Here is a 25957-nt window from a genome sequence, read left to right on the forward strand (position 1 = left end):
AAGAGCTGGGGAGGACGACCATGAATTGGAAGACGAATTATGAGCGATGGATCAATGAGAAGCACCTGGATACTGAGCTAAGGGAATGGCTGGAAGCGCATCAACATGATCATCAAGCATTGGAAGACTGTTTCTATAAAAACCTTGAGTTCGGCACTGGAGGAATGCGTGGTGAGATTGGTGCAGGCACGAACCGAATGAATGTTTACACTGTTCGTAAAGCATCAGCAGGTCTTGCTGCGTATATTGCGAAACATGGAGAGGATGCAAAAAAAAGAGGCGTCGCCATTGCATACGATTCACGCCATAAATCGCCTGAATTTGCAATGGAAGCAGCCAAAACGCTTGCTTCACAAGGCATTCAAACATATGTATTTGATGAACTGCGTCCGACACCAGAGCTCTCCTTTGCTGTTCGTGAGCTGCATGCATTTGCCGGAATCGTCGTGACAGCAAGTCATAATCCGCCAGAATATAATGGCTATAAAGTGTATGGGGAAGATGGCGGACAGCTGCCCCTATTTGAAGCCGATCAAGTCATTCAAGAAGTAGATGCAATTGAAAATGAACTGTCGATTTCAGTTGATTCTGAGGAAACGTTAAAACAGCAAGGGCTGATCAAGATGATCGGAGAAAAAATTGATCATGCCTATATTGAAAAATTAAAAACCATAAGTGTGCATCCTGAGCTGGGAAATGAGGTCGATGTCAAAGTCGTATTTACTCCGCTTCATGGTACAGCCAATCACCCTGTCAGAAACGGACTTCAAGCTCTTGGCTACCAGCATGTCACTGTTGTACCTGAGCAGGAAAAACCAGATCCACAATTCTCAACAGTGACCTCGCCGAATCCAGAGGAGCATGCAGCATTTGAGTATGCCATTAAGCTCGGCGAAAAGCAAAATGCTGATATTCTTATTGCAACAGACCCAGATGCTGACAGGTTAGGTATTGCGGTTAGAAATCACGATGGAGAATTTACCGTTTTAACAGGCAATCAAACAGGAGCCTTACTGCTTCATTATTTATTGTCTGAAAAACAAAAACTGGGTCAGCTGCCGCCTCGTCCCGTCGTCATGAAAACCATTGTCACAAGTGAGCTTGGCCGTGCTGTTGCATCAGCCTTTGGTGCCGACACGATAGACACACTCACTGGCTTTAAATTTATTGGCGAAAAAATTAAGCAATTTGAAAAGAGCGGAGAATACACATTTCAATTCGGTTATGAAGAAAGCTATGGCTATTTGATCGGTGATTTTGCACGAGATAAAGATGCCGTGCAAGCAGCACTGTTAGCGGTTGAAGTCGCTGCGTTTTATAAAAAACAAGGTAAGTCCTTGTATGACGCGCTTGTCGATATTTTCAAGGAGTTTGGTTTTTACAGAGAAGGATTAAAATCGTTAACCTTAAAAGGAAAAGAAGGAGCAGAGCAGATTGCAGCCATCCTTCATACTTTTAGAACAAATCCGCCAGCTGCCATCGCAGGACAGCGGATCACAGTGATTGAGGATTACCAATCAAGTGAAAGACATCTTGTGGATGAAAAGAAAGAAGAAACCATTCACCTGCCAGCATCAAATGTGTTGAAGTATTTCCTTGAGGATGGCTCGTGGTTCTGCTTAAGACCTTCCGGCACTGAGCCTAAAGTGAAATTTTATATTGCAGTCAAAGGCACGTCTTTAACAGACAGCGAAGAAAAACTGAGGCTTCTGTCAGAAGAAGTGATGAAAGTGGTTTATGATATTGTAGAAGAAACAGCTAAATAAAGAAAGACGATGCCATCTTGCAAGAATGCATGATGGCTTTTTTCTCAGCCAAAAGAATGAGAAGAAATCATTCTTTTGGAGAAAGAGCCAGCAGGGTGCTCATGGTATAATAAGCGTAATGATAAGAGAAGGCAGCATGCCGGGGGTAAACAGCATGGGAGAATACCAAGAAAAGGTTGAAACATTAAAAACGTTAAAAGAAATTGCTGAAAAGCTAAATGAAGGCATGGAAATGAAAGATACGCTTCATGAAGTGCTTCAGATGCTGATGGATGTTACAGGCTTTCATTCAGCATGGATTTATTTTATAGAACAAGACGGATCATATGAATTGATGGCAGAGGTTTCCTTACCTGAAGCTCTCTCGAAGAATCGACAGCAGCTCATGTGTCAAAATGATTGTTATTGTATCAACCGATACACGAAAGGCTCACTTCAATCAGCCACCAATATTATGAACTGCAAACGGATTGAAACGGCAATTGAACAAAGGCTTGGGGATACAGAAGGGATTACACATCATGCGACGGTGCCGCTACAAGCATGTAAGCGTACGTTCGGCTTATTAAATGTGGCGGCAAAGGGAAAAGTCACATTTTCACAAGAAGAGCTGAATTTGCTTGAAAGCATTGCACTTCAAATTGGCACAGCTATACAGCGAATGAAGCTTGTGCAAAATGAACAGCAGCACGCCCTTTTACAAGAAAGAAACCGACTGGCACAGGACTTACATGATTCTGTCAACCAAATGCTGTTCTCAGTCAGTCTGACCGCTAAGGCTGCCCGTCAAATGACAAATGATCAGAATTTAGGGGAAATGATTGATTTTATTCAGCATTTGTCACAAGATGCACTGATTGAAATGCGTTCACTCATTTGGCAGCTTAGACCAAGAGGAATTGAAAAAGGGTTTACGACAGGCATTGAAGAGTATGCAAAGCTGTTAGGATTGCGCTGCAGATTATCTTTATCAGGTTGTATGGAGATGGACCATTCGCAACATGAAATGTTGTTTCGGGTATGTCAAGAAGCGCTGAATAATTGTCAAAAACATGCGGGAGTAGAGGAAGTTGAGGTCAAACTTAATCAATCAAAAGACACATTTGAAATGAAAATCATTGATAACGGAAAAGGATTTCAGTATGACGAGCAGATGAGCCTTCCTTCCCTTGGACTGAAAGGGATGTCTGACCGCATCCGAAGAGCCGGTGGTACGTTTTGTATCAATTCTGAATTAGGTAAAGGAACCATGATTCATGTAAAAGTGCCATTTTCACAAGAGAGGAAGGGATCGTCATGAGAGTCGTTATTGCAGATGATCATCATATTGTGAGAAAAGGGCTGGTGTTTTTCTTGCAAACACAGCCTGATGTGGACATCGTTGGTGAGGCATCTAATGGGGAAGAGGCTTTAGAAGTTGTTAGACAAACACAGCCTGATATTGTCTTAATGGATTTGTCTATGCCCGTGATGAATGGTATTGAGGCAACGAAAAAAATGACGCTGGAAATGCCGGACACCCGCATTGTGATCCTGACAAGCTATGCGGATAAGGATTATGTCATTCCTGCCATTCAAGCAGGGGCGAAAGCCTATCAGTTAAAGGACGTTGCACCTGAAAAGCTGCTCACAACAATGATAGAAGTACAAAATGGCACCTATCAGTTAGATGGTTATATCACGACCTTTCTTGTGCAGCATTTGACAGAACCAAAAGAACAGAAATGGGCATTGATGAAAGAGCTGACCAATCGAGAGCAAGATGTCCTATTTGAAATTGCAAAGGGCAAAAGCAACAAAGAAATTGCCTCATCGCTGTTTATTTCTGAAAAGACTGTCAAAACGCACGTATCTCATGTATTATCAAAGTTAGAGCTGGCAGATCGAACCCAAGCGGCTCTATATGCAGTCGATTATCAAAAAAATCAGCCAAAAGAGCTGCTATGACAGAGAGGAATTTTACCGCTATGCTAAAACTTTTAAGCGCACATTCAATTCAATGAATTGAATAAAAAAGAGCACAGATGTTGGTTTATTTGTCGTGCCCTTTTGCGTGAAAAGAGAAGCATGAACAGTCTAATTTCTAATTAAGATACCATAAAAGACTTGATGAGATATGCTCATCAAGTCTTTTTTATTTTGGAGGAGGTGATGAGCCGGTCAATCACAGGGAAAACGAAAACTAAAATAGGAGGAAAACAAAGTGGAGACATATGAATTAGTAAGTGATTATCGTCATGATCACAAATTGAAAGAGAGCTTTAATCAGCTTGCGATCAATACATTTGATTTGGATTTTAGTGACTGGTACAAAAGAGGGTACTGGGATGAAAAATATATTCCTTATTCCTTTGTTCATCATGGAAAAGTGGTTTCAAACGCTTCCGTCTATCTCATGTCTGTGATCATTGATGGTCAAACGTATCGGGCTGTTCAAATCGGTACGGTAATGACAGATCAAGCCTATCGTCATAAAGGATTAGCGACAAAGTTAATACAGCATATTATGGATCAATACGAAAATGATTGTGATATGATCTTTCTTTTTGCCAACGATTCCGTGCTGAATTTTTATCCGAGATTTGGCTTTACTCGTTATCACGAAAGTGAATTTTGCTTAGATATCAATAAAAGTACCATTCAAATGAAAAAAGATGTACAACTCAAACAGCTGACATTGGAGCAAGACCTGCCAATCCTTGAACAGTTCGCAGAAAAACGTCAAACGGGCTCAATGACGCTGAACGCTGAGGATCATGGCAGCTTATTGATGTTTTATTTTACATTAGTATGGCCAGATGCCATTTTTTATATTGAAACGCTAGATACCATTGTGCTGATGAATGAAGAAAATGAAACGATGCATGTGTTTGATATGATCTCGCTTCAAACGCCAAATGTAGAAGAAGTTGTAGCAAGCATTGTGAAGGAAACGACAGAAAAAGTGATTTTCTATTTTACGCCTGATACGTCAATTGATGGCTTACACGCGGTCACGACACCAAATGACGAGGATGCACTGTTTATTTACACAAAAAAAGATTGGGCATTAGGCCACTTTATGTTTCCAATCACAGCGCACTGTTAAAGGTATGTAAAAAGGCTGAAAATCAGCCTTTTTCTTTATGTGTACATCGGTTGTGAATAAACTTCAGCAGCAGCAGCTTCAGAGGCGTGGTCAATGTACTGCAGGAGTCCATATAAACATTTTTCAACATCTGCATCGTTCCGGTTAAATTGATACGCATGTAAGAAATGCTCAATACGTTTCGAGAGCAAGTCATCTTGCGTACGTACCATAAGAATAAGTAAATTATCCCATTGCGAGCGATGCGTATAATAAAGTGCTTTATCATAATCCGCCACATTCATTAAACCTTCTCCTTTCCCTTGAGAAGTCCTCATTAGTTTGCTCGGATCATATCGACTTTTTCAGGGGAAATGTTGGTGCCTGCATCAATCGTGTACCGGGAATTATAGGCTGAATAAATGCTTCATGTATGAAAAAGGACTGGCCAGCAAAACCTAAACAAAATATAGATGAAAGTGAGATCAGTGATATCATGCAGCCGAAATTGTGGATGCTTTTTACAGCAGGAATGGTTTTGCTTGGCAGTTTGATGAACCATCCTGCATCAAAGGCAGCGGGGCAGCCGCTTGAAAATTGGGAAAGACTTGCATACACTGCCTTGCAAGATGAATATGAAGGTGCCGCTTTAAACGATTATCATTACATCGGCCGTACACAAGTGAATGATGAGCAGACAAAAGATGTGTTTCGCGTGACCGTAAAAGAAGGCTCAACTCACTTTGCTGCACATGCAGAAATTTATTTTCATCCGGTGACCGGTCATTTGATTAGTATTAACGTGTTCCGGCTATAAAAAACACTCAAGTACTTAAGCTGAAAACAAAAAAAGGGCTAAAATCAAGATCATTTTAGCCCTTTGTCCAACATTTTAATTAGAAACGTTCATTACGATAAAATTACTTCATGCTTCCTTGAAGATAAGCGCGAATATCCACACCAAGTGAATCCGCCAAACGTTGTCCGTAATCTTCATCAGCACGATAGAAGTTGCAGATTGCAAGTAATTTTGTTTTGTCATTTACATCTTTCAGATCAGCTGTTAGGTTTTTAATCAATGCTTGTTTCTCTTCCTCAGAGTAGCTTCGATATCTTTCCCCAGCTTGTTTGAAATCGTTCGGTTTTTCAATTTTTTGTCTCACGATACGGTCGCCGTGAAGAACTGGCTCACTTTCTTTGTAGTGAGGGTTTTCTTTTGGCTGATCGTCATAACGGTTTGGTTCATAGTTAATATGACCGCTTGGGCGAGTCGTTGTCATAAAGCCATCCTGCTGGTTATTGTGTACAGGTGCATAAGGGCAGTTCACCGGAATGCGCATGTAGTTCGCACCAAGACGGTGGCGCTGTGTATCAGGATATGAGAACAGACGACCTTGAAGCAGTTTATCTTCAGATGCTTCAATTCCTGGAACAAGTGCACTTGGTGTGAAAGCAGATTGTTCTGTTTCAGCAAAGAAATTTTCAGGATTGCGGTTGAGTGTCATACGTCCTACTTTTTGAAGCGGGTAATCTTCTTCGCTCCACGTCTTTGTTGGATCACATGGATCATAATCAAGTTCATCATAGTCGCTAAGCGGCATAATCTGAACATATAAGTCCCATGCTGGGTAGTTGCCTTTTTCAATACGGTCATATAAATCTCTAGTCGCATGCTGGAAATCATTTGCTTGAATTTCAGCTGCTTCTTCCATCGATAAATTGCGAATACCTTCTGATGGTCTCCAGTGATATTTCACATATTTTGTTTCGCCGTATTTGTTGACCCATCTAAATGTATGCACACCAGAACCGCGCATTTCAGCGTAGTTCGCAGGGATTCCTTCGTCAGAGAAGAGCCATGTGAGCATATGAGTGGATTCAGGTGTTAAGGTCATAAAATCCCAATAACGGTCAGGATCTTGAATATTGGTTACAGGATCTGGTTTGAGAGAGTGAACCATATCAGGGAATTTCAATGCATCACGAATAAAGAAGATCGGCAGGTTGTTACCAACTAGATCATAGTTGCCTTCTTCTGTATAAAATTTGACAGCAAAGCCGCGCGGGTCACGCAATGTTTCAGGTGAACCTTTAGGATGAATAACCGTTGAGAAGCGAACAAAAACGTCTGTTTGTTTCCCTGCTTCACTTAAGAAGGCTGCTTTTGTATGCTTCTCCATGCTATTTTCTACTTCAAACACACCGTAAGCGCCGGCGCCTCTTGCATGAACGACACGTTCTGGAATACGTTCACGATCAAAGTGTGCAAGTTTTTCAATCAAATGGTAATCATCAAGAAAGGAAGGTCCACGGTGACCAGCTGTTCTTGAGTTTTGGTTATCGCCAACAGGCACACCTTGGTTCGTTGTCAAATTTTTATGATTTGAATTTGTCATTCTTTTCTCCTCCTGTAAACAAAAAAGTGTTTTCTAGCAATCTATATACCCTAATTATATTGAATCAAACATGATAGTCAATATTTATTTATAATAATTTTAAATAAATTATTATTACAAGAAGGTAAAGAAAAAGACGAAAGAATCATATTCTTTCGTCTTAAAGCAGGAGCTCTCTGAGAGCATCTTTGTTTTGTGTTAAATCTTTTAGTGTGTATTGGTCAAGAACGCCTAAATAAGCAGTGAGTGCTTCATGAAGTACATGCTTTAATGAACAAATCGGGGAGATGATGCAGCTGTTTTTCTTAGGATCAAAGCATTCAACCATGACTAAATCATCCTCTGTATAACGGACAACCTCGCCAATATTAATGCTTTCTGGGCTTTTCCCAAGCCTAATCCCGCCATTTCTTCCACGGATCGTTTCCACATATCCACGTTTTCCAAGATGATAAATCACCTTCGTCAGATGATTTTTTGAAATGCGATATACATCGGCGATCTGCTGAATATTTGACAGTTCATTGTTTTCTCTTGACGCTAAATAAATGAGTACCCTTAATGAGAAATCTGTATAATTCGTAAGTTTCATTTTGACAACCTCTAAACCTAATAGAGTTTTGTATCATCGTAACACATTTTAGACAAAAACTGTTCGATAAAGTGTGAAATGTGACAACATTTAAAACATGTATTGTAAATATTGCTTTTAGAGACTGTCTTCCATTACGATAAAGATGTATTTAAAATACTTCTTTTGAAAGAAGGAATAACGATGTTATCTAAAGACCAATTGAATGCGATTAAAAAATCAGCCCCTTTACTAAAAGCCGAGGGAACCAAACTTGTGACTGTTTTTTATCAAAATATGATTCGCCAGCATCCAGAGCTACTCAATCAATTTAATAAAACAAATCTTATGAACGGAAGTCAGCCAGAGGCACTTGCTGCCACACTATATCAAGCTGCATTGCATATCGATCGATTAGAGGAATTGCTTCCTGCGGTTAAACAAATTGCCCATAAGCATGTGAGTGTCATGGTCAAAAAAGAGCAGTATCCAATTGTGGGATATCATCTGATTGAAGCTATGAAAGACGTATTTGGTTTAACAGAAGAAGATGACACCTTATTAGCTTGGAAATCTGCATATGACATCATTGCGAATATTTTCATCACCATAGAAGCAGACATGATGGATAAAAATGTGAAAGAAACAGGCGGATGGGCAGATGTGAAACCGTTTGTGATAAAGAAAAAGTTACAAGAATCTCCATCGCTTATCTCCTTTTATTTAGTACCAGAAGATGAATCAGAGCTGCCGATGTATGAAGCAGGCCAATATATTACGGTTCAGGCAGATATGCCGGGTGAAGCATATATGTGCAGCAGACAATACAGTTTATCAGATCAGCATCATCCATCTTATTACCGCATTACGGTTAAGCGCGATGGTCATGTGTCCACTTTTTTGCATGATGAAATGGAAGAAGGGGACGTTCTTCAAGTGAGTATGCCGCAGGGGATGTTCTGTTTACAAAAAAACACAAATGAGCCTGTTTATTTCATCAGTGCTGGGTCTGGTGTTACACCAATGATCGGTTTAATGAAAACAGCAGCTCAAAACAGCCTTCCATTTACAATGATTCATGCAGATCGAATAGAGGATGTGACCGCTTTTGAAAAGGAGTTTGAAAGCGTTCTAACAGCAGCTTCTCATGGGCGCATAATCCTATGTAACGAACAATTAGCACAGCCAGGTAAAGGTGAGCTTGTTGAAAAGGCAGCTTCCCGCATTGATCTTCCATTCCTTCAATCGATGATCGGAGAAGGGAAAGGCCAATTTTATTTATGCGGTTCCCCGGTGTTTACAAAGGAGATCATTCATATTTTAAAAGAGCTGGGAATTCCAGCACAGAATATTCATTTCGAAGCATTCGGCGGGCAATCTACGAAAGAAATGGAAGTCGTCTAAACGATTGGCGGAACATCATGTTTTTTTACATACGCTCATATAGTAGGGATAAGTCCGATGAGGAGGGATGGTTTCCTTGAGCGTATCTGAAAAACGTCTTTTACAAAGAGCCATTGATGAAATTACAGAAATTGCAGAAGGATTTGGTCTAGATTTTTATCCGATGAGGTATGAAATCTGTCCCGCGGAAATTATTTATACGTTCGGTGCATACGGAATGCCAACGCGATTCAGCCACTGGAGCTTTGGAAAGCAATTTCATAAAATGAAGCTTCATTATGATTTAGGATTAAGCAAAATTTATGAGCTGGTGATCAATTCAAATCCTTGCTATGCCTTTCTACTTGATAACAATTCGCTTGTTCAAAATAAATTAATTGTGGCTCATGTATTGGCACACTGTGATTTCTTCAAAAATAATTGCCGTTTCCAAAACACAAAACGAGATATGGTCGAAAGCATGTCAGCGGCGGCAGAGCGGATCAAAGAATATGAGCATATCCATGGAACAAAAGAAGTGGAATCCTTTTTAGACGCTGTATTGGCTCTTCAAGAGCATATTGATCCGTCTCTTGTTCGCTCAAAATTAAGCTGGAATATGGACGATGAAGAAGAATATGAAGAAGATAAACCAAAACGTCAAACGCCGTATGATGATTTGTGGGGAATGGATGAGCCAAAGACGCGTGAGAAAAAGAAAACCGTCAAGCAATTCCCGCCAAAGCCGGAAAAAGATATTTTACTCTTTATTGAGGCGCATTCCAGGGAGCTAGAGCCGTGGCAGCGGGATGTCCTCACCATGCTGAGAGAAGAAATGCTCTATTTTTGGCCGCAGCTGGAAACAAAGATTATGAATGAAGGCTGGGCATCGTATTGGCATCAGCGGATTATGCGAGAGCTTGATTTGGATTCAAGTGAATCAATTGAATTTGCAAAATTAAATGCAGGTGTGGTGCAGCCATCTAAAACAGGGATCAATCCTTATTATTTAGGCTTGAAGATTTTTGAAGATATCGAAGAGCGCTATGACAACCCTTGTGAAGAATTAAAAAAAGCAGGGGTCACAGAGGGATCTGGCCGCAGCAAAATGTTTGAAGTCAGAGAAATTGAATCAGATATTTCCTTTATTCGAAACTACTTAACGAAAGATCTTGTCATGAGAGAAGATTTGTACTTGTTTCAGAAGCAGGGGAGAGATTATAAAGTCATTGATAAAGAATGGAAGGCTGTTCGTGACCAGCTAGTCAGCATGAGGGTCAATGGCGGCTTTCCGTATTTGACGGTCATCGACGGCGACTATTTAAAAAATAATGAACTCTATATTAAACATTGGTATGAAGGCATTGAGCTCGATCTCAAATACTTAGAAAAAGTGCTTCCATATTTGTTTCAGCTGTGGGGGAGAAGTGTACACATCGAGTCAGTTCTTGAAGGAAAAGAAGTGATGTTTTCGTATGATGGAAAAGGCGTTCATAGGAAGTATCTGGCTTAAAAAAGACCAAAAAAGATGTCTCTTAGCAGACATCTTTTTTGCCCGTTTTATTGGTTTTTCAGCAGCTTAAAAATATGTTTCGCTTGATCTGTGTTTTCCATGAGACCTTTTAGCTGCTGGCTTGTTGGTCCATATGCAAAGAATGGTACTTCATCACCTGTATGACCAGATGTGGTCCAGCCTGTATGTGATCTCGTGTTGATGATTTTTTCAATTGAATCATCAATTTGAACAGGATCTTTTGTTTCAGCTGCTTTTTGAATCGAAGCGATTTCCTCTTTTGTGAAATCAAGGTCGATGTATTGTTTGAGCGCAGTTTCAACCGTCATGCCGCCTGCTATTTTATTTGCAATAAAATCAGGTGTCTTTTTTGCTGCTTTGACAGGCTGATAATCCCAGCTGCCTGAACCATCTGCTCCGAAGGAAAGTCCGCCAGTTGAATGATCAGCAGTAGTGATGACTAACGTATTTTTATCCTTTTTCGCAAAACGAATCGCTTCTTCAAATGCTTTCTCAAAATCCTTCATTTCGCTCATCGCACTGACAATATCATGATCATGTCCAGCCCAGTCAATTTGACTACCTTCGACCATCAGGAAAAATCCCTTTTTGTTTTTAGACAGCTGCTTGATAGCTGAAGATGTCATGTCTTGCAGGGAAGGTGTCGTTTTATCACGATCAATGGCTTTATCGAGACCTCCATCCGCAAAAATGCCCAGCACCTTTTGATTTTTGTTTTTTTGTAAAGCGTCTTTATTGGTGACATAATCATAACCTGCTTGCTTGAATTCCTTCGTCAGATCACGATCCTTCCGGACAAAATCGACGAGCCCTCCGCCAAGCATGACATCGACTGTATGCTGTTTTCCGATTTTCTCATCGAAGAAATCATCAGCGATGGCTGCGGTGTTTTTCCTAGACACATCGTGTGCGGCATACGCAGCAGGCGTGGCATTTGTTAATTCAGATGTCACGACAAGACCCGTAGACTTTCCTTTGCGTTTGGCTTCTTCTAAAACGGTTTTTAATTTTTTGCCGTTTTTATTTACGCCGATTGCATTGTTGTATGTCTTTTTACCAGTCGCCATGGCTGTACCAGCCGCTGCTGAATCGGTGATGTTATTTTTAGAGTCGTCAGGGTATGTTTTATGCATGCCAGTGAGGTAAGGATCAAACACTGTTTGCTTTGAAAGGTCACCGTTGTGTTTAAATGAGCGGTAAGTTGAAAGATAAGGTGTTCCCATGCCATCTCCAATCAGCACGATCACATTTTGCACGTCATTTTTTGGCTTCTTTTTAGCCTCAGCCTTGTCAGCTTGCCCAAATTCAATCCCTGAAAAAATGCCAATTGATAGCACAGATGCTGCTGCTACTGCAGCGATTTTCGTTTTCGAGCTTTTCAACACACTCATTCATTTTGCCTCCTCATTGTTTATGTATCGCTCTTACGTTTACAATGGTAGAGCAGAATTGTGGATTCCTTTTTACAGGACCGTAAAGTTCACTTTAAAATTGTAAAGGTCCACTTTACATAGAATGAACCAAAAAGAGAAATGAATGTATCATTTATCCATGACAAGATGCGATTTTTTGTCATGATTGTGTAATAAAAATGAAATAAAAAGAACCCTAAAAAAAAATAAATTTTGCCGAATTAATAAGCATAATGTCGTAGGAAGTCAAGACTATTTCTTCTGGTATTCGATCCTTATAATAGTAAGTAGATAAAAATTCGGATCACGATTGATACATACAGGAGGAACAGATGAAAAAACAATTGATCACAGCTGCAAGTGCAGTTCTACTTGGGACGACATTATTTGCTGGAGCTGCCTCAGCACAATCAGTAAAGGTTCAAAAAGGTGACTCTCTTTCTGTTTTAGCGAAAAGATACAAAACAACCGTCAGCAAGATTAAATCAGACAACAAGCTGAAATCTAACGTGATTTATGTTGGACAAACCTTAAAAGTGAATGGCACTGCCTTGAAAAAAGCATCAAAAACAACAACAAAAGTAAAAGCGGCTTCATCAACAGCCACTTATAAAGTTGTCAAAGGTGATACATTATCTAAGATTGGCAAAAAGTACGGAATGACTGTGAAACAACTAAAATCGTTAAATAAACTCAAATCAGACGTCATTAAAGTTGGGCAAAAGCTAAAGGTGAAAAAGACATCTAAAGTGAAGACAACACCTGTCAAAGAAAAAACGGTCTCTACTTCTTCCTTAAACACGTCTAAGCTTATATCGGATGCTAAAGCGCAGACTGGTACACCGTATAAGTGGGGTGGAACAACACCGAATGGCTTTGATTGCAGTGGATTTATGTGGTATATCATTAACAAACAAAAAAAGATTTCAAGACAGACAACTGAAGGTTTCTGGGGATCGATGAAAAGTGTATCAACACCAAAAGTTGGAGATTTTGTCTTCTTTACAACGTATAAATCGGGCCCATCTCACATGGGTGTCTACATTGGAAACAACAAGTTCATCCATGCTGGTTCTGATGGTGTAACGATCAGTGATATGACTTCAAGCTATTGGAAGCCGATTTATCTTGGAGCAAAAACATTTGTGAACTAATTTATTTTAAGAGACTGCGATGAAGCAGTCTCTTTTTTCATATATCATTTAGGGTGCAGAATTGGCCTTTTCTCATAGAGTATTATCGGTCTATAGCCTTTAAAATAACATAAGTGTGGACTCGCTTGAAAAAGGGGTCTTATTTTTTCGTTGAATAATAAGTTTACTAATAAAATATAATTTTCAATGTTGGATAATAAATTGAGAGGGACAAGTTATTAAATGAATAAGGAATGGAGAAAATCTAACAGACTGATTGACAGATGAATCCTTTGATATATAAGAATTTTCACACTTTTTTTAAAAAAAGTGTTTTCATTTTTTAATTTTCATATATAATAATTTTACGCCATCAATTTATTGCGCTAAAATTAATCTAAATATTCAGAAAATATTGTGAATGATATAATTGTGGCGTCTTTAGACTGATACTAAGTTTTGGGAGTGATAGTATGAGCAATTCGTTGTTTAGAAAAAAGAGCATTTCAGAGCTCATTGCGGCAACACAAGGGGAAAAAGCGTTAAAAAAGGAATTGGGTTCATTTGACTTAACCATGCTTGGCATTGGAGCCATTATCGGAACAGGGATATTTGTTCTGACAGGTACAGGGGCCGTCACTGCAGGACCAGGACTCGTTCTATCGTTTGTCATCGCAGGTCTCGCTTGTTTGTTTGCAGCACTCTCTTATGCGGAATTTGCTTCCACTGTGCCTGTATCAGGATCTGTGTATACATTTACGTACGCATCAATGGGAGAATTTTTAGCGTTCATCATTGGCTGGGATTTAATTTTAGAGTATATGCTAGCCGCAAGTGCTGTTTCAGCAGGCTGGTCAGGCTATTTTGTATCATTTTTAAATGGGATCGGAATTCATATACCAGTGGAGTTAACAGCAGCACCAGGTGGTTTAAAGGGGCAAGTGACATATTTTAATCTTCCAGCATTTATTATTTTAATGATCATCACTTTCCTGCTGTATTTTGGTATTAAAGAATCAAAACGTGTCAATAACGTCATGGTGATTATGAAAATTGCGGTCATCCTGCTCTTTATTCTAGTGGCTGTGAAATATGTCAAACCTGAAAATTGGACACCCTTCGTGCCATTTGGGACATCAGGTGTCTTAAGTGCAGCAGCCCTTGTATTCTTTGCCTTTATCGGGTTTGATGCAGTTGCTTCTGCGGCAGAGGAGACAAAAAATCCATCACGCAACCTGCCTAGAGGGATCATCACTTCCTTATTAATTTGTACTCTGCTTTATGTCATTGTTAGTGCGATTATGACGGGCATCGTTCCTTTCATGAATTTTGAGGGAGTATCCCATCCAGTGTCTCTAGTTTTACAAGTAGCCGGACAAAATTGGGTGGCTGGTATTGTAGATGTCGGAGCAATTCTAGGAATGACAACTGTTATGCTAGTCATGCTGTACGGCCAAACACGTGTTATGTTTGCTATGTCACGCGACGGCTTGGTGCCAAAGGTACTTTCAAAGGTTCACCCAAAGTATAAAACACCTTATATTAATACACTGTTCTTTGGTACATTGTCAGCATTAATGGGTGGCTTTATTCCACTTGATGAACTGGCAAGTCTAGTAAACATCGGAACACTATCAGCATTCATTTTGATTTCAGTGGCGGTCATTGTGATGAGAAAAACACAGCCGGACTTACCGAGAGCATTCAAATGTCCAGCAGTTCCGCTTATCCCTATTTTAGCTATTCTATCTTGCGGATTGCTCATTTATAAGCTTGGTGCCATTACTTTTGTTCGTTTCTTAATCTGGCTTGCTATTGGGTTAGTCGTATATTTCTTATATTCAAGAAAGCACTCGGAATTAAATAAAAAATAAATGAATCAAAAAAAGCCCGTGCCTACTTGGTGCAGTCAAGTAAGACGGGCTTTCCATTTTGGGTACTGATTAAAAACCTAGTTGAAGATCGACATCGATTGATACGATGGCATAGACACAAACAATGACAAAGATATTCAGTACGACACCAAGGAAACCTGGGCCCGTACGGCCTTTTTTAATGAACAATTCAATAATGCCAAATGGAACTGCGGCCATTGCAAAAGGAAGCATTTGAAAAGAATAAAATGTCACGTTACTGATAATCGCGAGGTTCAGCATGAGCAAGGATAATATCGCTGTGCCGACAGAAATCCAGCCGAATACATTATGCTCTTTAAAAATTCTTACCAATTCCATAATTCCACCTCGCTCACTTTTGCCGTTTTAATGCGTTTTGTTTTCACAAATTTCTCAATTTCTTTAGAAGGACCTGTGATCACAGAGCCATAAATCATGACGCCATTTTGATTGATATAGCGAATTCGGTTAGACAGATCAAGCTCAGGTCTGCCAGAAATCGTTTTTGCCCAGGTCGGATGCTGATTAACATAAGCAAGGGCATCTTTGAATTGATCTACCTCTGTTTTTGATGTGTGTTGGAGCTCTTTTAAAAATTCAGAGTCTCTTCCAGGGAAGCCGATCGGCCGCTGGTTGCCACTTAAAGAATCCTCTGTTTTCATCGCATTCCAGAGTACTTTCATATCGTATTTTTTAGCAAAAGAATACACGTCTTTAGGTGTGTAAGCTTTGTCATAGGATACATACACTTCACTCACTGTTCCTTCAGGAAGCTTGTCTAAAGTAGTGAGTGTTTGTTTTTTGGAGGTATCTGCCTGCGCCGAAGGGTGGGTAAAGAAATCCTCTGTTTCGCGTGCGCTGTCCCCATAATAAGAGATAGTAGGCTGCTTTAATTTATCGAAAAACATCTCGATTTGTTCACTGCCAATGGCTTCTGTTTTATTGCCAATTTGTTTTTGCAGCTTCAATTCGGTGTTCATCCCAAAAAGCTTGACCTGACCCTTTAAATCCTTCATATCAATGGCCACGTTTGGTTTTGTCAAAGCGACTGTTACAGCAGCTGTTTCCATGAAATGATTGCCTTTGCTCTCAGCTCCGCCAACACCGTAGTATAGATAGCTTCCTAATGTACAAAGCGGTAAAATAATGAGTGTCGATATGACAGCAAGTACGGAAATACGTAAATATGACTTTCTTTTTCCGTATTGTAAAATGGCTTTTTGTTTTTCAGGACTGATGGAAAAGTCTGTCCAATCCGAGTCGTTCAGTTCCTGACTTAAGCGCTTTTCGTTTTCTTCAAGCTCTTCTTCAAACGCTATCATTTCATCCTCATTCATCTCACCATTATTATATTGTTCCCATCGCTTGTTAAACTCTTCATTCATCATTAACACCTCTGTTGTAAAGTGCTTTTAGGCGCTGCCTTGCACGAAATAAAACACTTTTAAAATTTGCTTCAGTAATATTCATGACCGTGGATGCTTCCTTATAATTCAGTTCTTTTAAATAATACAATGTCAACGCTTCCTTGTAGTTATCTGGAAGCTGCTCCAAATACATGTTGAGGACTTCTTTTATCTCAACCTGTTCAGCAGGGCTTTGTACAGACGTTTGTAAAAGACCGCCAATGAGATCATCCGATATGGTCACTTCTTTTTTATGTTTCCTGACATAATCAATAAAAGCATTTCGTGCCACCTGAAATAACCAAGGTTTCACTTTGCTATGGTCGTAGGAATGAATATGTATATAAGCACGCATAAAGGTTTCCTGCAATAAGTCTTCTGCCAAATGTTTGTCTTTTGTCATGGAGAGCAGAAACCTGTAAACATCGTTCATATACATTTGATAAATTTCATCGATCGTCACTGATTTTTCTCCCCTCTATGTTATACACGCATAAGAAAGGCATAAAGTTGCACGAAACTTGTCATTACCGTACATTACTCATTTCTTTCGCTGAATCAAAATCATTTCTCCTTATCATAGCGAAATTTGCGTCATTTATAAAGCATTTTCAATAGAACAAATCAGGAAAAATCATCGTAAAACGACAAAATTGGACATAATTCCTATTCTATTCTCTCCTAAAACCTTGCGTATGAATACAGACAGATCGTTCATTTTAAACGAAAAATGAGATGAGGCATCTGCCTGCTTAGAAATTTTTAGTACCAGGTAATAAAAAATTTGTTATAATAGAGACAAATCCTTCATTCTTCAAACAAAGGAAGTGCACTATGTATAAATTTTCAGGCTATACCGTCAAAGTATTATTTGGTCTCCGAGGTGGAATCAAAGTATATCAAAAAGAGAATCTGCCAACTGATCGGGGTTTTGTCATTGCTTGTACACATGAGGGTTTTGTGGATGTTCTTGCATTAGGCGCAGGAATTCTTCCGTTTGAGATCCACTACATGGCGAAAAAAGAATTGTTTGCAAATAAATGGATCGGTGGATTTTTAAAAAAGATTCATGCCTTTCCAGTTGATCGAGAGAATCCTGGGCCAAGCAGTATTAAAACGCCCATTAAATTATTAAAAGAGGGAAAGATCGTTGGGATTTTTCCAAGCGGAACACGTACAACAGAGGATGTTCCTTTAAAAAGAGGAGCAGTGACCATTGCGCAGCTCGGTAAAGCGCCAATTGTTCCAGCTGCATATAAAGGGCCTTCAAATGCGAAAAGTCTTTTCAAAAAAGGGAAAATGCGTTTAATCATCGGTGAACCGATTGAGCTGTCTGAATTTGACCATCTGCCGCCAAAAGAAAGATTAGGTGCCATGACGGAAGTATTAAACACGAGAATCAAAGAGCTTGAAGCTCAATTAATGGAAAAGGCATAAGAAAAACGACCACTTGCTTAGGCAAGGGTCGTTTTTTTCTTACGAAGCGCCTTCTTCAGCTGCTTCTAATAATTGCTCATTTAATTTTTTTACTTCGATGTATGCCACATGGTGGCCATCGACTTCATTAATGATAAATTCATATCCTTGTTCACGAATGGCGTCATTTTTCTCTACTTCATATTTCTGAGTAAGGAACCAGCCGCCGATCGTGTCGACCTCTTCATTATCAAGCTGTGTACCTAATAGCAGATTGACTTGATCAACAAGGACCTTGCCATCAAAGATGTAATGGTCTTCTCCAAGTTTACGCACTTCGTTGATTTCATCAATGTCGAACTCATCACGAATTTCACCGACGATTTCTTCAAGGATGTCTTCAACAGTCACAAGTCCAGCTGTACCGCCATATTCATCTGATAAAATGGCCATGTGTACACGTTCACGCTGCATTTTGAGCAATAGATCATGAACAGGAATCGTTTCAATCACATGAATAATCGGATTCACAAACTTTTCGATCGTATCACTTGTAGAACACTCACCGCTAATGCAGGCAGTGAGAACCTCTTTAATGTTTAGAACACCAATAATGTTGTCTTTATCGCCATCTTCAATTGGATAACGTGTATATTTCTCTACCTTTGTCACCTTCAGCATTTCCTCAATAGTAATATCATGAGGGAAGCTGACAACTTCGGTACGAGGAATCATAATTTCTTTCGCCAGACGGTCATCAAATTCAAAAATTTTATTTACATATTTGAATTCAGACTGGTTAATTTCGCCGCTTTTATAGCTTTCTGATAAAATAATCCGCAATTCTTCTTCAGAGTGCGCCATATCATGCTCAGATACTTGCTGAAGACCAAACGCTTTCGTTAACAAACGAGCAGATCCATTTAATACCCAAATGAACGGGAACATCACTTTGTAGAAGATCATCAGTGGTCTAGCAAATAGAAGGGATACTTGCTCCGCCTTTTGAATGGCGAGTGTTTTTGGTGCAAGCTCTCCAACAACAACGTGTAAAAACGTCATGATACTAAACGCAATAATAAAAGTGACAATAGAACTAGCTGATTGAGGAATCGACAGCTCTACAAATAGTGGAGCAAGCATATGCGCAATTGTTTCTTCCCCTAACCAACCAATACCAAGGGCGGTAATGGTAATACCAAGCTGACAGGCTGATAGGTACTCATCAAGGTGAGTCGTTACATGCTTGACAGCAACTGCTGTTTTATTACCTTCTGCGATTAATTGATCAATTCTTGAGCTTCTTAAACGAATGATCGCAAACTCTGATGCAACGAAAAACGCGGTTAAAGCTATAAGTAAAGCAACTATGAGTAAATTAACTATGTCCAATTAAGGCCTTCGTTCTGACTTTGAGAACGAAGGTAACACCTCCTGTTTAGTAAAAATTTTAACTTAACAGCAGTAAAAATGATTGGACAGCCGTCATTTTTTCAGGAGTAAGCTGCTCTTTTAGTTTTTCACGTTGTTCTGGCTGAAGCTGCTTACAACGTGTCAAAATGCGGTCCATATGCTCATTCATCCGATCGATATCAGAGGTTAAATGGACAAGTTCATCATGATCTTCCTTTTGAGAAGGGAATTGTTCATCTAATCTGGATTTGATGTCAGAAAGAGCCAATCTCTGCTGTTTGCAAAGAACGATTAATTGTAATCGTTTTAAAGCATGTTCATCGTAATAACGATAATTTGAGCAAGATCTAACAGGCGCAAGCAAACCTAGGTTTGTATAATAATCTACAGTTCGTTTCGTCACCTGTGCAATCTGTGCTAGTTCACCAATACGATACTTTTTCTCAGCCCCATCTGAACATCTCCTCCTAACCGTCACGTTATAGTTTATGAAAATAGTTTAATATAATTCTAGGCTGAAATACAAGTTAATTGTTCATATTTCCTGCCAATAAGAAGAAACAGAGGAGGATTTCCCTCAATTTAGTCAGTCATGTCAAAAATAACATGACGATACAGGAATTTTCAGATTATTTATGGTAAGATAAAATGAATACCGTTTCATATATATGTAGAGAGGCGGAATTTTAATGTGAACCGGAGGTGGTTAAGTGGGGCCCTCAAAGTCGTCTTATTTAATCAGTTAACCGTTTTACAAAACATGACATCAATCAGGAGGTGACTCCTTGTTCTTCTAAGAAAGAGCAAGGTTAAATGGACGATATTGTTAATCTGAGTATAGTCGGTGTTTTGATTGCGTTGACCGCTTTCTTTGTTGCATCTGAATTTGCCATTGTAAAGGTGAGAAGTTCAAGAATTAATCAGCTTGTTGCCGAAGGGTCCAAAAAGGCCATCATGGCGAAAAAGGTGACAACAAGGTTAGATGAATATTTGTCAGCCTGTCAGCTCGGTATTACAGTGACATCCCTTGGTTTAGGGTGGATTGGTAAGCCGGCGGTAAAAGAACTTTTGGTTCGAGGTTTTGGTTTGACAAACATTCCTGATTCAGCAATCAGCCTGATCTCAGCAACACTTGCGTTCTCTATCATTACCTTTTTACATGTAGTCGTTGGTGAGCTTGCACCAAAAACACTTGCGATTCAAAAGGCGGAAAAAATGACATTATGGCTGTCAGGACCGCTGCATGCATTTTATATCCTTATGTTCCCTTTCATTTATGTGTTAAACGGGTCAGCCCGTTTGTTAACCAAAATGATGGGCATCGATATGGGGTCTGAAAAAGAGCATTCCCATTCTGAAGAGGAATTGAAGATTTTATTATCTGAGAGCTTAAAAAACGGGGAAATCAACCCATCAGAATATAATTATATGAACAAAATTTTCGATTTTGATAATCGAATTGCCAGAGAGATCATGATACCGCGGAGAGAAATTTGTGCGATTCCAGAAGATATGCCATTAGATGATATCCTTGCCATCATGACGCAGGAAAAGTATACCCGTTTCCCTGTGTTCTCAGGGGATAAAGACCATGTCATCGGCATGCTGAACAAAAAGCAGCTTTTTGCAGATATTGTGTATCAAGAAGAAAAAGATCAACTGAAGATTCAAGATTATATTTATCCAGTGATTGAGGTCATTGACACGATTCCGATTCAGGAGCTTCTCGTTAAGATGCAGCGCGATCGAATGCACCTTGCGATCTTAACTGACGAATATGGCGGAACGTCTGGTCTTGTTACAACGGAAGACATTTTAGAAGAGATTGTTGGAGATATTCGAGATGAATTCGATGAAGATGAGCAGCCGGTTATTCAAAAAAGAGCCGATCATCATTATGTTATAGATGGCAAAGTGAGATTAGATGAAGTTCAAGATTTGATTGAAATCTCTTATGATGATGAAGAAATTGATACAATAGGCGGATTAATCTTAAATGAGAATATTGATATCCGAGAAGGGCAATCCATCTATCTTGCTGATATTCGGATGAAAGTGCTGGAAATGGATGGACGCTACGTTAAGAAGATCGACTTGAAGAAAGGCGTCACATCGTCAGAAACACACTCTGGGCTTGATATAAAGGAGCCTTTACTAGTAAATGAAATGACCTTGAGCGAAAAATAAGCTCAAGGTTTTTTTAGGTATTTAGTCTCTTTTTAACGAATGTGCGTTCGTATATAATGAGAACAAACGTTCGTTAAGGGGGATGAACATGCTTTGGTATGAAACTGTAAGTATCACAGAGAAAAAAAGCTCAATGAAACGAATTGAGTTTCATTTAAAAAATTTCAAAAATTATCAAGCTGCGATCTTAAATATCGAAAGGCAGCTTGAAAAAAGAAGCCCGCATCATCTGAACCACATGACACGGAAAAAGTTAGAGGAGCAAAAAAGTCAGTATGAACTCATCGTTGCTTGTATTGAAACAGCACTAAAAGAGTTGGATGAAATTGAGCAGCAGCTCATCGATAACAAATATTTTCGAGATTGGCGAATGGCAAAATGTGCAATGGAAATCGGCTATAGTGAAAAAACACTCTTTTTAATGAAGCGCCAGCTAATGGATCAATTGCTCATCAGCTTAGCTGCGATCACCAATATTTAAAAGAGACGTTGTCCTATTTGAAAAAATGCCGCAAAGAGGCATAAAGAACCTACGATTGTGACTAATAAGTAGACAGCAAGTTGTCCAATTTGCCGTTCATGCAGCATAGTTGCAGCTTCTACACTAAATGTGGAGAATGTTGTAAAGCCACCGAAAAAACCGGTTCCAATAATCATAAGCAGTGGATCATTGTCAGTCACTGTACCTGTCAGTAAACCTAACCCGGCTGCGCCGAGTAAGTTGATGAGAATGATGCTATATGGAAAACGAGCATGAGATCTGGTTTTCTGAATTGATGTGCTGATGAAAAAACGAAGGGCACTGCCAATCCCGCCAGCAACAGCTGTATAAAATACAATCATTTATCTGCTTCCTTTCTGCTGTTCATGTTGATGAAAAAGGCGCTGAGCGATGATCAGACCACATAAGGCAGCGCCCACTCCGGCAATCACAGAGAGCAGAATGTACATCACACTTGATGTGAACTGACCATTCTGTAATAAGAGGACCGTTTCTTTAGAAAAAGTGGACATTGTCGTAAAACCACCGCAAAACCCTGTTCCAATCAAAGCGGCAAGATACTTTTTTCCCTTTTTGAATATAAAGTATCCTGTTGAAAAACCAAGAAGCAGACTGCCTGTTACGTTTTCGATCATCGTTGCATAGGGGAACGTCTGGCTGATAACGGACTGGCTTAGTTCATATCTGCAAAGTGTACCAACCAGTCCACCGATAAATACGGCGAGATATGCTTTCATTTACATCATTTCTCCTTTAGAAAAAATAGAGGATGATCTGTCACAACCCCATCAATGGGGTATGTTTTGATCCGGTCGGCTGTTTTTTGGTCTTTCACTGTCCATATAAAGACATCCATCCCGAATGAATGGATGCGATCAATCCACCATCTGTTGATCATTGTTTTCTTCATATTAAGACAATCCGCAAATAAACTGTACTCCGCTAAGTTTCTTTTCGTCAACTTGAAGGCAGAGGGTTTTATAATAAAAGCTGTTCGAAGAGAAGGAGCATAAGCTTTGACTCTTTGAAGTGAAGCGTCATCAAAAGATTGAATCATGATGTGACGGGAATAGGCAAACCGGTTGATGATGTCGACAACTGCCTTTTCAATCCCAATCTGCCGTTTTGGATGCTTGATCTCAATCAGTATCCCGATACGCTGGCTGTATCTCTCAAGAATTTCTTGTAATGTAGGAATTCGTTCGTTGGTGTACTGTTGATCAAACCAGCTTCCTGCATCCAGTTTCTTCAACTGATCCATTGTATAACTTTTCACGAGTCCGCTTCCGTTTGTCGTTCGATCAACGGTATCATCATGAATGACAGCTACTTGCTGATCCATTGTCAGCTGTACATCTAACTCAATATAATCCGCACCTTGCTGAACAGCTAAATCAAATGCGGCGAGGGTGTTTTCTGGGGCAGCGCTTGATGACCCTCTATGCGCGATAATATACACATGCTCCAGCTCCTGACATAAGTTCTGGTCTTATCATATCAAATTTTTGCTGCTTTTCCTTCTTTACTATATGGAGCGTAGGAGAGCTGTATGTAATGATGAATGGGATGTGCTGAGAAAGCTTGTTATATGAAAAATGGCAGGAATATCCCAAGCTATTATTGAGTAAATCTGAACTACATCATTTTTTCTTCGATCAATTTTGTCCAAATCGTCAGCGTTCGTCAAAATATTAGTGCTTTCGTCATGTTGACTGAAAATTCTGATGTTTTATAATGATGAAAAGGAGGCGAGATGATTGGGTAAAGGGAGAATTAGAGTGGAAGAACGTATTAAGGCCGAAACGGATGCTGAAATGTTTAAAGCGACTCTCCTTGATCAGGCTCAGAAGAAAAAGTAGTTTGCTGCCCGTCGATATGTCTCTAGCCAAAATTTCATATTTGAACATCATGCCTCGGGGCCGGTCCCGAGGCTTTTTATGTAGAGGTCAGACATTTAAGAGAGGACATGAACGAAGGTTATATTATAAACTAGAGAGGATTGTTTTAAAGGAGAGAGACAGATATGTTTACACAAAAATGGATGGATACATATTTCACAGTAGATATCGCGATCCAAATAGGTATTAGCCTTTGTATTTTATTGCTTTTTTTATTGCTTCGGAAAGTATTTACGAAGTATTTATTTCAACTTCTTTTTAGGCTGACGAATCGGTCTAAAACGGAGGTCATTAACCAAATTGTTGTGGCATTTGAAAAACCAGCTAGACTGTTTTTTGTAGCACTTGGTTTATATTTTGCGTTAAGGCAGGCACCATACTTTGAGCATCATATGGATGTCATCATTAAATTGTATAGATCCTCCATTATTTTGATGCTGACGTGGGGACTTTGTAATTTAACCGCAGCATCTTCCTTCTTATTTCAAAAGGTAAATTCGAAATTTGAATTAGAAATGGATGATATTTTAGCACCGTTTTTATCAAAGGTACTTCGCTTCATTATTATCGCACTAAGTATTAGTATCATTGCACAAGAATTTAATTATGATGTCAATGGACTTGTGGCAGGTCTTGGTCTAGGCGGCCTAGCTTTTGCGCTCGCTGCGCAGGATACAGTGGCTAACTTTTTTGGAGGGATTGTCATCATTACAGAGAAGCCTTTTACGATGGGTGACTTTGTTGAGACGCCAAGTGTTCTTGGGACTGTCGAGGACATTACATTTCGAAGCACAAAGTTTCGAACACCTGCTGAGGCAGTTGTGACGGTTCCGAATTCTACGCTTTCTAAGGAGCCGATCACAAACTGGACTAGAATGAATAAACGTCAAATTACGTTCTCTGTTCGTGTTTCCTACAATACACCAAAGGAAAACATTGACCAGTGTATTAAGCGTCTCAAACAAATGCTTCACGAGCATGATGGTGTGCATAAGGAAACGATTATGGTGAATCTGGACGTATTGGCAGACAGTTATTTGAACTTGTTTTTCAACTTTTATACAAACACGACAGCTTGGTCTGAAAACCTCGATATTAAGCAAGATATTAACTATCGCATCATGGATATTTTCCACGAAGAAGGTGTAGAATTTGCTTTCCCTGGACAGACCATTTATATGAAACAAAAAGGTGAAAAGCAGGTAGGCCAATAAAGGAGGAATGGTGAGTGGATCAAACAAAGGTGGAAGCGCTAAGAGAGAGAATATCGCAGGCTTCACATATTACAGTCCTTTCAGGTGCGGGTATGAGCACAGAATCGGGTATTCCTGATTTTAGATCAACAGGTGGTCTGTGGACAGAAGATACTGCTCGCATGGAGGCGATGAGCCGGTCCTACTTTTTATCAAACCCTCATCAATTCTGGCCGAAATTCAAGGAATTGTTTCAGATGAAAATGAGCGGACAGTACGAGCCAAATAGCGGGCACACCTTTTTAGCCAGCCTTGAGAAACAAGGAAAGCATGTGGATATTTTCACCCAAAATATCGACGGCCTGCATAAAAAGGCGGGAAGCCAGCATGTATATGAACTCCATGGCTCCATTCAAACAGCTGCTTGTCCATCGTGTCAGGCGGTGTATGATCTTCCTTATTTATTAAAAGAAGAGGTGCCAGTCTGTCAAAGGATTTCCTCAGATGGCAGTACGTGTGGACGTGTGCTGAAAACAGATGTTGTCCTTTTTGGAGACAGGGTAAAGCATTTTGATCAAGTAGAGTCATCACTTCAGAAAACGGACATGCTGCTCGTCATGGGAACTTCCCTAGAAGTAGCGCCAGCAAGATATATTCCAGAAGATGCAGCTCATCATCCTTCCATCTTTATGGTGATGATGAATCTGAGTGAAACAGAATTCGATCCGCTTTTTGATCTTGTCTTTCATGAACGAATTGGCGATCTCGTGAAAGCTTTATAAAGG

At 39.7% G+C, this 25957-nt stretch carries 27 protein-coding genes; 15 read left to right on the top strand and 12 right to left on the bottom strand.

From position 1 onward, the window contains the following. Positions 1–20 precede the first annotated feature (20 nt). From AKG37_RS14425 to AKG37_RS14440, 4 genes are all read left to right on the top strand, one after another. Complete coding sequence (locus AKG37_RS14425) at positions 21–1766, top strand: phospho-sugar mutase (RefSeq protein WP_060699434.1); 1746 nt, start codon at positions 21–23, stop codon at positions 1764–1766. Positions 1767–1920: 154 nt separating this feature from the next. Next, positions 1921–3066, top strand: a complete 1146-nt coding sequence (locus tag AKG37_RS14430; RefSeq protein ID WP_060699435.1) for a GAF domain-containing sensor histidine kinase — start codon at positions 1921–1923, stop codon at positions 3064–3066. Then, complete coding sequence (locus AKG37_RS14435) at positions 3063–3713, top strand: response regulator (RefSeq protein ID WP_060699436.1); 651 nt, start codon at positions 3063–3065, stop codon at positions 3711–3713. The genes AKG37_RS14430 and AKG37_RS14435 overlap by 4 nt, the downstream gene beginning before the upstream one ends. A 256-nt stretch (positions 3714–3969) precedes the next feature. Next, complete coding sequence (locus tag AKG37_RS14440) at positions 3970–4854, top strand: GNAT family N-acetyltransferase (RefSeq protein ID WP_060699437.1); 885 nt, start codon at positions 3970–3972, stop codon at positions 4852–4854. A gap of 35 nt (positions 4855–4889) precedes the next feature. On the opposite strand, the gene AKG37_RS14445 is transcribed toward AKG37_RS14440, so the two are convergent. Beyond that, positions 4890–5138 carry a YhdB family protein gene (locus AKG37_RS14445; RefSeq protein ID WP_024425297.1) on the bottom strand — a complete coding sequence of 83 codons (249 nt, stop codon included), beginning with the start codon at positions 5136–5138 and terminating at the stop codon, positions 4890–4892. 128 nt (positions 5139–5266) lie between these two features. Between AKG37_RS14445 and AKG37_RS14450 the strand changes: the two genes are divergently transcribed. Then, complete coding sequence (locus tag AKG37_RS14450; protein WP_060699438.1) at positions 5267–5650, top strand: YqzG/YhdC family protein; 384 nt, start codon at positions 5267–5269, stop codon at positions 5648–5650. Positions 5651–5753: 103 nt separating this feature from the next. Here AKG37_RS14450 and AKG37_RS14455 read toward each other — a convergent pair whose 3' ends face one another. Continuing rightward, positions 5754–7229: a catalase gene (locus AKG37_RS14455; protein ID WP_060699439.1), complete on the bottom strand. Its 1476-nt coding sequence runs from the start codon at positions 7227–7229 to the stop codon at positions 5754–5756. A gap of 160 nt (positions 7230–7389) precedes the next feature. Then, positions 7390–7821 carry an Rrf2 family transcriptional regulator gene (locus tag AKG37_RS14460; protein ID WP_060699440.1) on the bottom strand — a complete coding sequence of 144 codons (432 nt, stop codon included), beginning with the start codon at positions 7819–7821 and terminating at the stop codon, positions 7390–7392. A 183-nt stretch (positions 7822–8004) separates the two neighbouring features. Here AKG37_RS14460 and AKG37_RS14465 point away from each other — a divergent pair, with 183 nt between their 5' ends. Both AKG37_RS14465 and AKG37_RS14470 read left to right on the top strand, forming a co-directional pair. Then, a complete protein-coding gene (locus AKG37_RS14465; protein WP_060699441.1) occupies positions 8005–9204 on the top strand; it encodes a globin domain-containing protein in 1200 nt (399 codons plus the stop codon). Between the two features lie 67 nt (positions 9205–9271). Next, entirely contained in the window at positions 9272–10696 is a 1425-nt protein-coding gene (locus AKG37_RS14470) for a SpoVR family protein (protein ID WP_413596955.1), read from the top strand. A gap of 47 nt (positions 10697–10743) precedes the next feature. On the opposite strand, the gene AKG37_RS14475 is transcribed toward AKG37_RS14470, so the two are convergent. Next, entirely contained in the window at positions 10744–12108 is a 1365-nt protein-coding gene (locus AKG37_RS14475) for an alkaline phosphatase (RefSeq protein WP_060699443.1), read from the bottom strand. Positions 12109–12461: 353 nt separating this feature from the next. On the opposite strand from AKG37_RS14475, the gene AKG37_RS14480 reads away from it, so the two are divergent. Continuing rightward, complete coding sequence (locus tag AKG37_RS14480; RefSeq protein WP_060699444.1) at positions 12462–13283, top strand: C40 family peptidase; 822 nt, start codon at positions 12462–12464, stop codon at positions 13281–13283. A gap of 452 nt (positions 13284–13735) precedes the next feature. Then, a complete protein-coding gene (locus AKG37_RS14485) occupies positions 13736–15136 on the top strand; it encodes a branched-chain amino acid transporter BcaP (RefSeq protein ID WP_060699445.1) in 1401 nt (466 codons plus the stop codon). A 69-nt stretch (positions 15137–15205) separates the two neighbouring features. On the opposite strand, the gene AKG37_RS14490 is transcribed toward AKG37_RS14485, so the two are convergent. The 3 genes from AKG37_RS14490 to AKG37_RS14500 are packed head-to-tail and all read right to left on the bottom strand — an operon-like array spanning position 15206 to position 17026. After that, positions 15206–15496 (bottom strand): hypothetical protein, encoded by a 291-nt coding sequence (locus AKG37_RS14490; RefSeq protein ID WP_024425288.1) that lies wholly within the window; start codon positions 15494–15496, stop codon positions 15206–15208. Then, on the bottom strand, positions 15484–16542 hold the full coding sequence (locus AKG37_RS14495; protein WP_060699446.1) for an anti-sigma factor: 1059 nt from the start codon (positions 16540–16542) through the stop codon (positions 15484–15486). The genes AKG37_RS14490 and AKG37_RS14495 overlap by 13 nt, the downstream gene beginning before the upstream one ends. Next, positions 16535–17026 (bottom strand): sigma-70 family RNA polymerase sigma factor, encoded by a 492-nt coding sequence (locus tag AKG37_RS14500; RefSeq protein WP_060699447.1) that lies wholly within the window; start codon positions 17024–17026, stop codon positions 16535–16537. Before AKG37_RS14500 ends, AKG37_RS14495 begins: the two co-directional genes overlap by 8 nt. Before the next feature lie 371 nt (positions 17027–17397). Here AKG37_RS14500 and AKG37_RS14505 point away from each other — a divergent pair, with 371 nt between their 5' ends. Then, the gene (locus tag AKG37_RS14505) at positions 17398–18000 is read left to right on the top strand and encodes a lysophospholipid acyltransferase family protein (protein WP_060699448.1); all 603 of its coding nucleotides are present in this window, start codon (positions 17398–17400) and stop codon (positions 17998–18000) included. Positions 18001–18039: 39 nt separating this feature from the next. On the opposite strand, the gene AKG37_RS14510 is transcribed toward AKG37_RS14505, so the two are convergent. Next, the gene (locus AKG37_RS14510; protein ID WP_060699449.1) at positions 18040–19371 is read right to left on the bottom strand and encodes a hemolysin family protein; all 1332 of its coding nucleotides are present in this window, start codon (positions 19369–19371) and stop codon (positions 18040–18042) included. A gap of 58 nt (positions 19372–19429) precedes the next feature. Continuing rightward, the gene (locus tag AKG37_RS14515) at positions 19430–19870 is read right to left on the bottom strand and encodes a MerR family transcriptional regulator (protein WP_060699450.1); all 441 of its coding nucleotides are present in this window, start codon (positions 19868–19870) and stop codon (positions 19430–19432) included. A 335-nt stretch (positions 19871–20205) separates the two neighbouring features. On the opposite strand from AKG37_RS14515, the gene AKG37_RS14520 reads away from it, so the two are divergent. Then, positions 20206–21579, top strand: a complete 1374-nt coding sequence (locus AKG37_RS14520; RefSeq protein WP_060699451.1) for a hemolysin family protein — start codon at positions 20206–20208, stop codon at positions 21577–21579. Positions 21580–21667: 88 nt separating this feature from the next. After that, positions 21668–22060, top strand: a complete 393-nt coding sequence (locus AKG37_RS14525) for a hypothetical protein (protein ID WP_060699452.1) — start codon at positions 21668–21670, stop codon at positions 22058–22060. Here AKG37_RS14525 and crcB (AKG37_RS14530) read toward each other — a convergent pair. The 3 genes from crcB (AKG37_RS14530) to AKG37_RS14540 are packed head-to-tail and all read right to left on the bottom strand — an operon-like array spanning position 22057 to position 23540. Beyond that, positions 22057–22422 carry a fluoride efflux transporter CrcB gene (crcB, locus tag AKG37_RS14530; RefSeq protein ID WP_060699453.1) on the bottom strand — a complete coding sequence of 122 codons (366 nt, stop codon included), beginning with the start codon at positions 22420–22422 and terminating at the stop codon, positions 22057–22059. The two genes, AKG37_RS14525 and crcB (AKG37_RS14530), sit on opposite strands and share 4 nt — an antisense overlap. Continuing rightward, positions 22423–22818 (bottom strand): fluoride efflux transporter CrcB, encoded by a 396-nt coding sequence (gene crcB, locus AKG37_RS14535; RefSeq protein ID WP_060699454.1) that lies wholly within the window; start codon positions 22816–22818, stop codon positions 22423–22425. A gap of 5 nt (positions 22819–22823) precedes the next feature. After that, the gene (locus AKG37_RS14540; RefSeq protein WP_060699455.1) at positions 22824–23540 is read right to left on the bottom strand and encodes a glycerophosphodiester phosphodiesterase; all 717 of its coding nucleotides are present in this window, start codon (positions 23538–23540) and stop codon (positions 22824–22826) included. Between the two features lie 298 nt (positions 23541–23838). Between AKG37_RS14540 and AKG37_RS18855 the strand changes: the two genes are divergently transcribed. From AKG37_RS18855 to AKG37_RS14550, 3 genes are all read left to right on the top strand, one after another. Further along, positions 23839–23940 carry a YhdX family protein gene (locus tag AKG37_RS18855; protein WP_017360338.1) on the top strand — a complete coding sequence of 34 codons (102 nt, stop codon included), beginning with the start codon at positions 23839–23841 and terminating at the stop codon, positions 23938–23940. A 164-nt stretch (positions 23941–24104) separates the two neighbouring features. Further along, positions 24105–25193 (top strand): mechanosensitive ion channel family protein, encoded by a 1089-nt coding sequence (locus AKG37_RS14545; protein WP_060699456.1) that lies wholly within the window; start codon positions 24105–24107, stop codon positions 25191–25193. A gap of 29 nt (positions 25194–25222) precedes the next feature. After that, a complete protein-coding gene (locus tag AKG37_RS14550; RefSeq protein WP_060699670.1) occupies positions 25223–25954 on the top strand; it encodes an NAD-dependent protein deacylase in 732 nt (243 codons plus the stop codon). Positions 25955–25957: the final 3 nt, after the last annotated feature.

Source organism: Bacillus australimaris (genome assembly GCF_001307105.1).
GTDB classification, from domain to species: domain Bacteria; phylum Bacillota; class Bacilli; order Bacillales; family Bacillaceae; genus Bacillus; species Bacillus australimaris.

Excerpts from the sequence above, each read along its gene's own strand:
- AKG37_RS14425 (WP_060699434.1), top strand. The coding sequence starts at position 21 with ATGAATTGGAAGACGAATTATGAGCGATGGATCAATGAGAAGCACCTG.
- AKG37_RS14430 (WP_060699435.1), top strand. The coding sequence starts at position 1,921 with ATGGGAGAATACCAAGAAAAGGTTGAAACATTAAAAACGTTAAAAGAA.
- AKG37_RS14435 (WP_060699436.1), top strand. The coding sequence starts at position 3,063 with ATGAGAGTCGTTATTGCAGATGATCATCATATTGTGAGAAAAGGGCTG.
- AKG37_RS14445 (WP_024425297.1), bottom strand. The coding sequence starts at position 5,138 with ATGAATGTGGCGGATTATGATAAAGCACTTTATTATACGCATCGCTCG.
- AKG37_RS14450 (WP_060699438.1), top strand. The coding sequence starts at position 5,267 with ATGAAAAAGGACTGGCCAGCAAAACCTAAACAAAATATAGATGAAAGT.
- AKG37_RS14455 (WP_060699439.1), bottom strand. The coding sequence starts at position 7,229 with ATGACAAATTCAAATCATAAAAATTTGACAACGAACCAAGGTGTGCCT.
- AKG37_RS14460 (WP_060699440.1), bottom strand. The coding sequence starts at position 7,821 with ATGAAACTTACGAATTATACAGATTTCTCATTAAGGGTACTCATTTAT.
- AKG37_RS14465 (WP_060699441.1), top strand. The coding sequence starts at position 8,005 with ATGTTATCTAAAGACCAATTGAATGCGATTAAAAAATCAGCCCCTTTA.
- AKG37_RS14470 (WP_413596955.1), top strand. The coding sequence starts at position 9,272 with ATGGTTTCCTTGAGCGTATCTGAAAAACGTCTTTTACAAAGAGCCATT.
- AKG37_RS14475 (WP_060699443.1), bottom strand. The coding sequence starts at position 12,108 with ATGAGTGTGTTGAAAAGCTCGAAAACGAAAATCGCTGCAGTAGCAGCA.
- AKG37_RS14480 (WP_060699444.1), top strand. The coding sequence starts at position 12,462 with ATGAAAAAACAATTGATCACAGCTGCAAGTGCAGTTCTACTTGGGACG.
- AKG37_RS14485 (WP_060699445.1), top strand. The coding sequence starts at position 13,736 with ATGAGCAATTCGTTGTTTAGAAAAAAGAGCATTTCAGAGCTCATTGCG.
- AKG37_RS14490 (WP_024425288.1), bottom strand. The coding sequence starts at position 15,496 with ATGGAATTGGTAAGAATTTTTAAAGAGCATAATGTATTCGGCTGGATT.
- AKG37_RS14495 (WP_060699446.1), bottom strand. The coding sequence starts at position 16,542 with ATGAATGAAGAGTTTAACAAGCGATGGGAACAATATAATAATGGTGAG.
- AKG37_RS14505 (WP_060699448.1), top strand. The coding sequence starts at position 17,398 with ATGTATAAATTTTCAGGCTATACCGTCAAAGTATTATTTGGTCTCCGA.
- AKG37_RS14520 (WP_060699451.1), top strand. The coding sequence starts at position 20,206 with ATGGACGATATTGTTAATCTGAGTATAGTCGGTGTTTTGATTGCGTTG.
- AKG37_RS14525 (WP_060699452.1), top strand. The coding sequence starts at position 21,668 with ATGCTTTGGTATGAAACTGTAAGTATCACAGAGAAAAAAAGCTCAATG.
- crcB (WP_060699453.1), bottom strand. The coding sequence starts at position 22,422 with ATGATTGTATTTTATACAGCTGTTGCTGGCGGGATTGGCAGTGCCCTT.
- crcB (WP_060699454.1), bottom strand. The coding sequence starts at position 22,818 with ATGAAAGCATATCTCGCCGTATTTATCGGTGGACTGGTTGGTACACTT.
- AKG37_RS14545 (WP_060699456.1), top strand. The coding sequence starts at position 24,105 with ATGTTTACACAAAAATGGATGGATACATATTTCACAGTAGATATCGCG.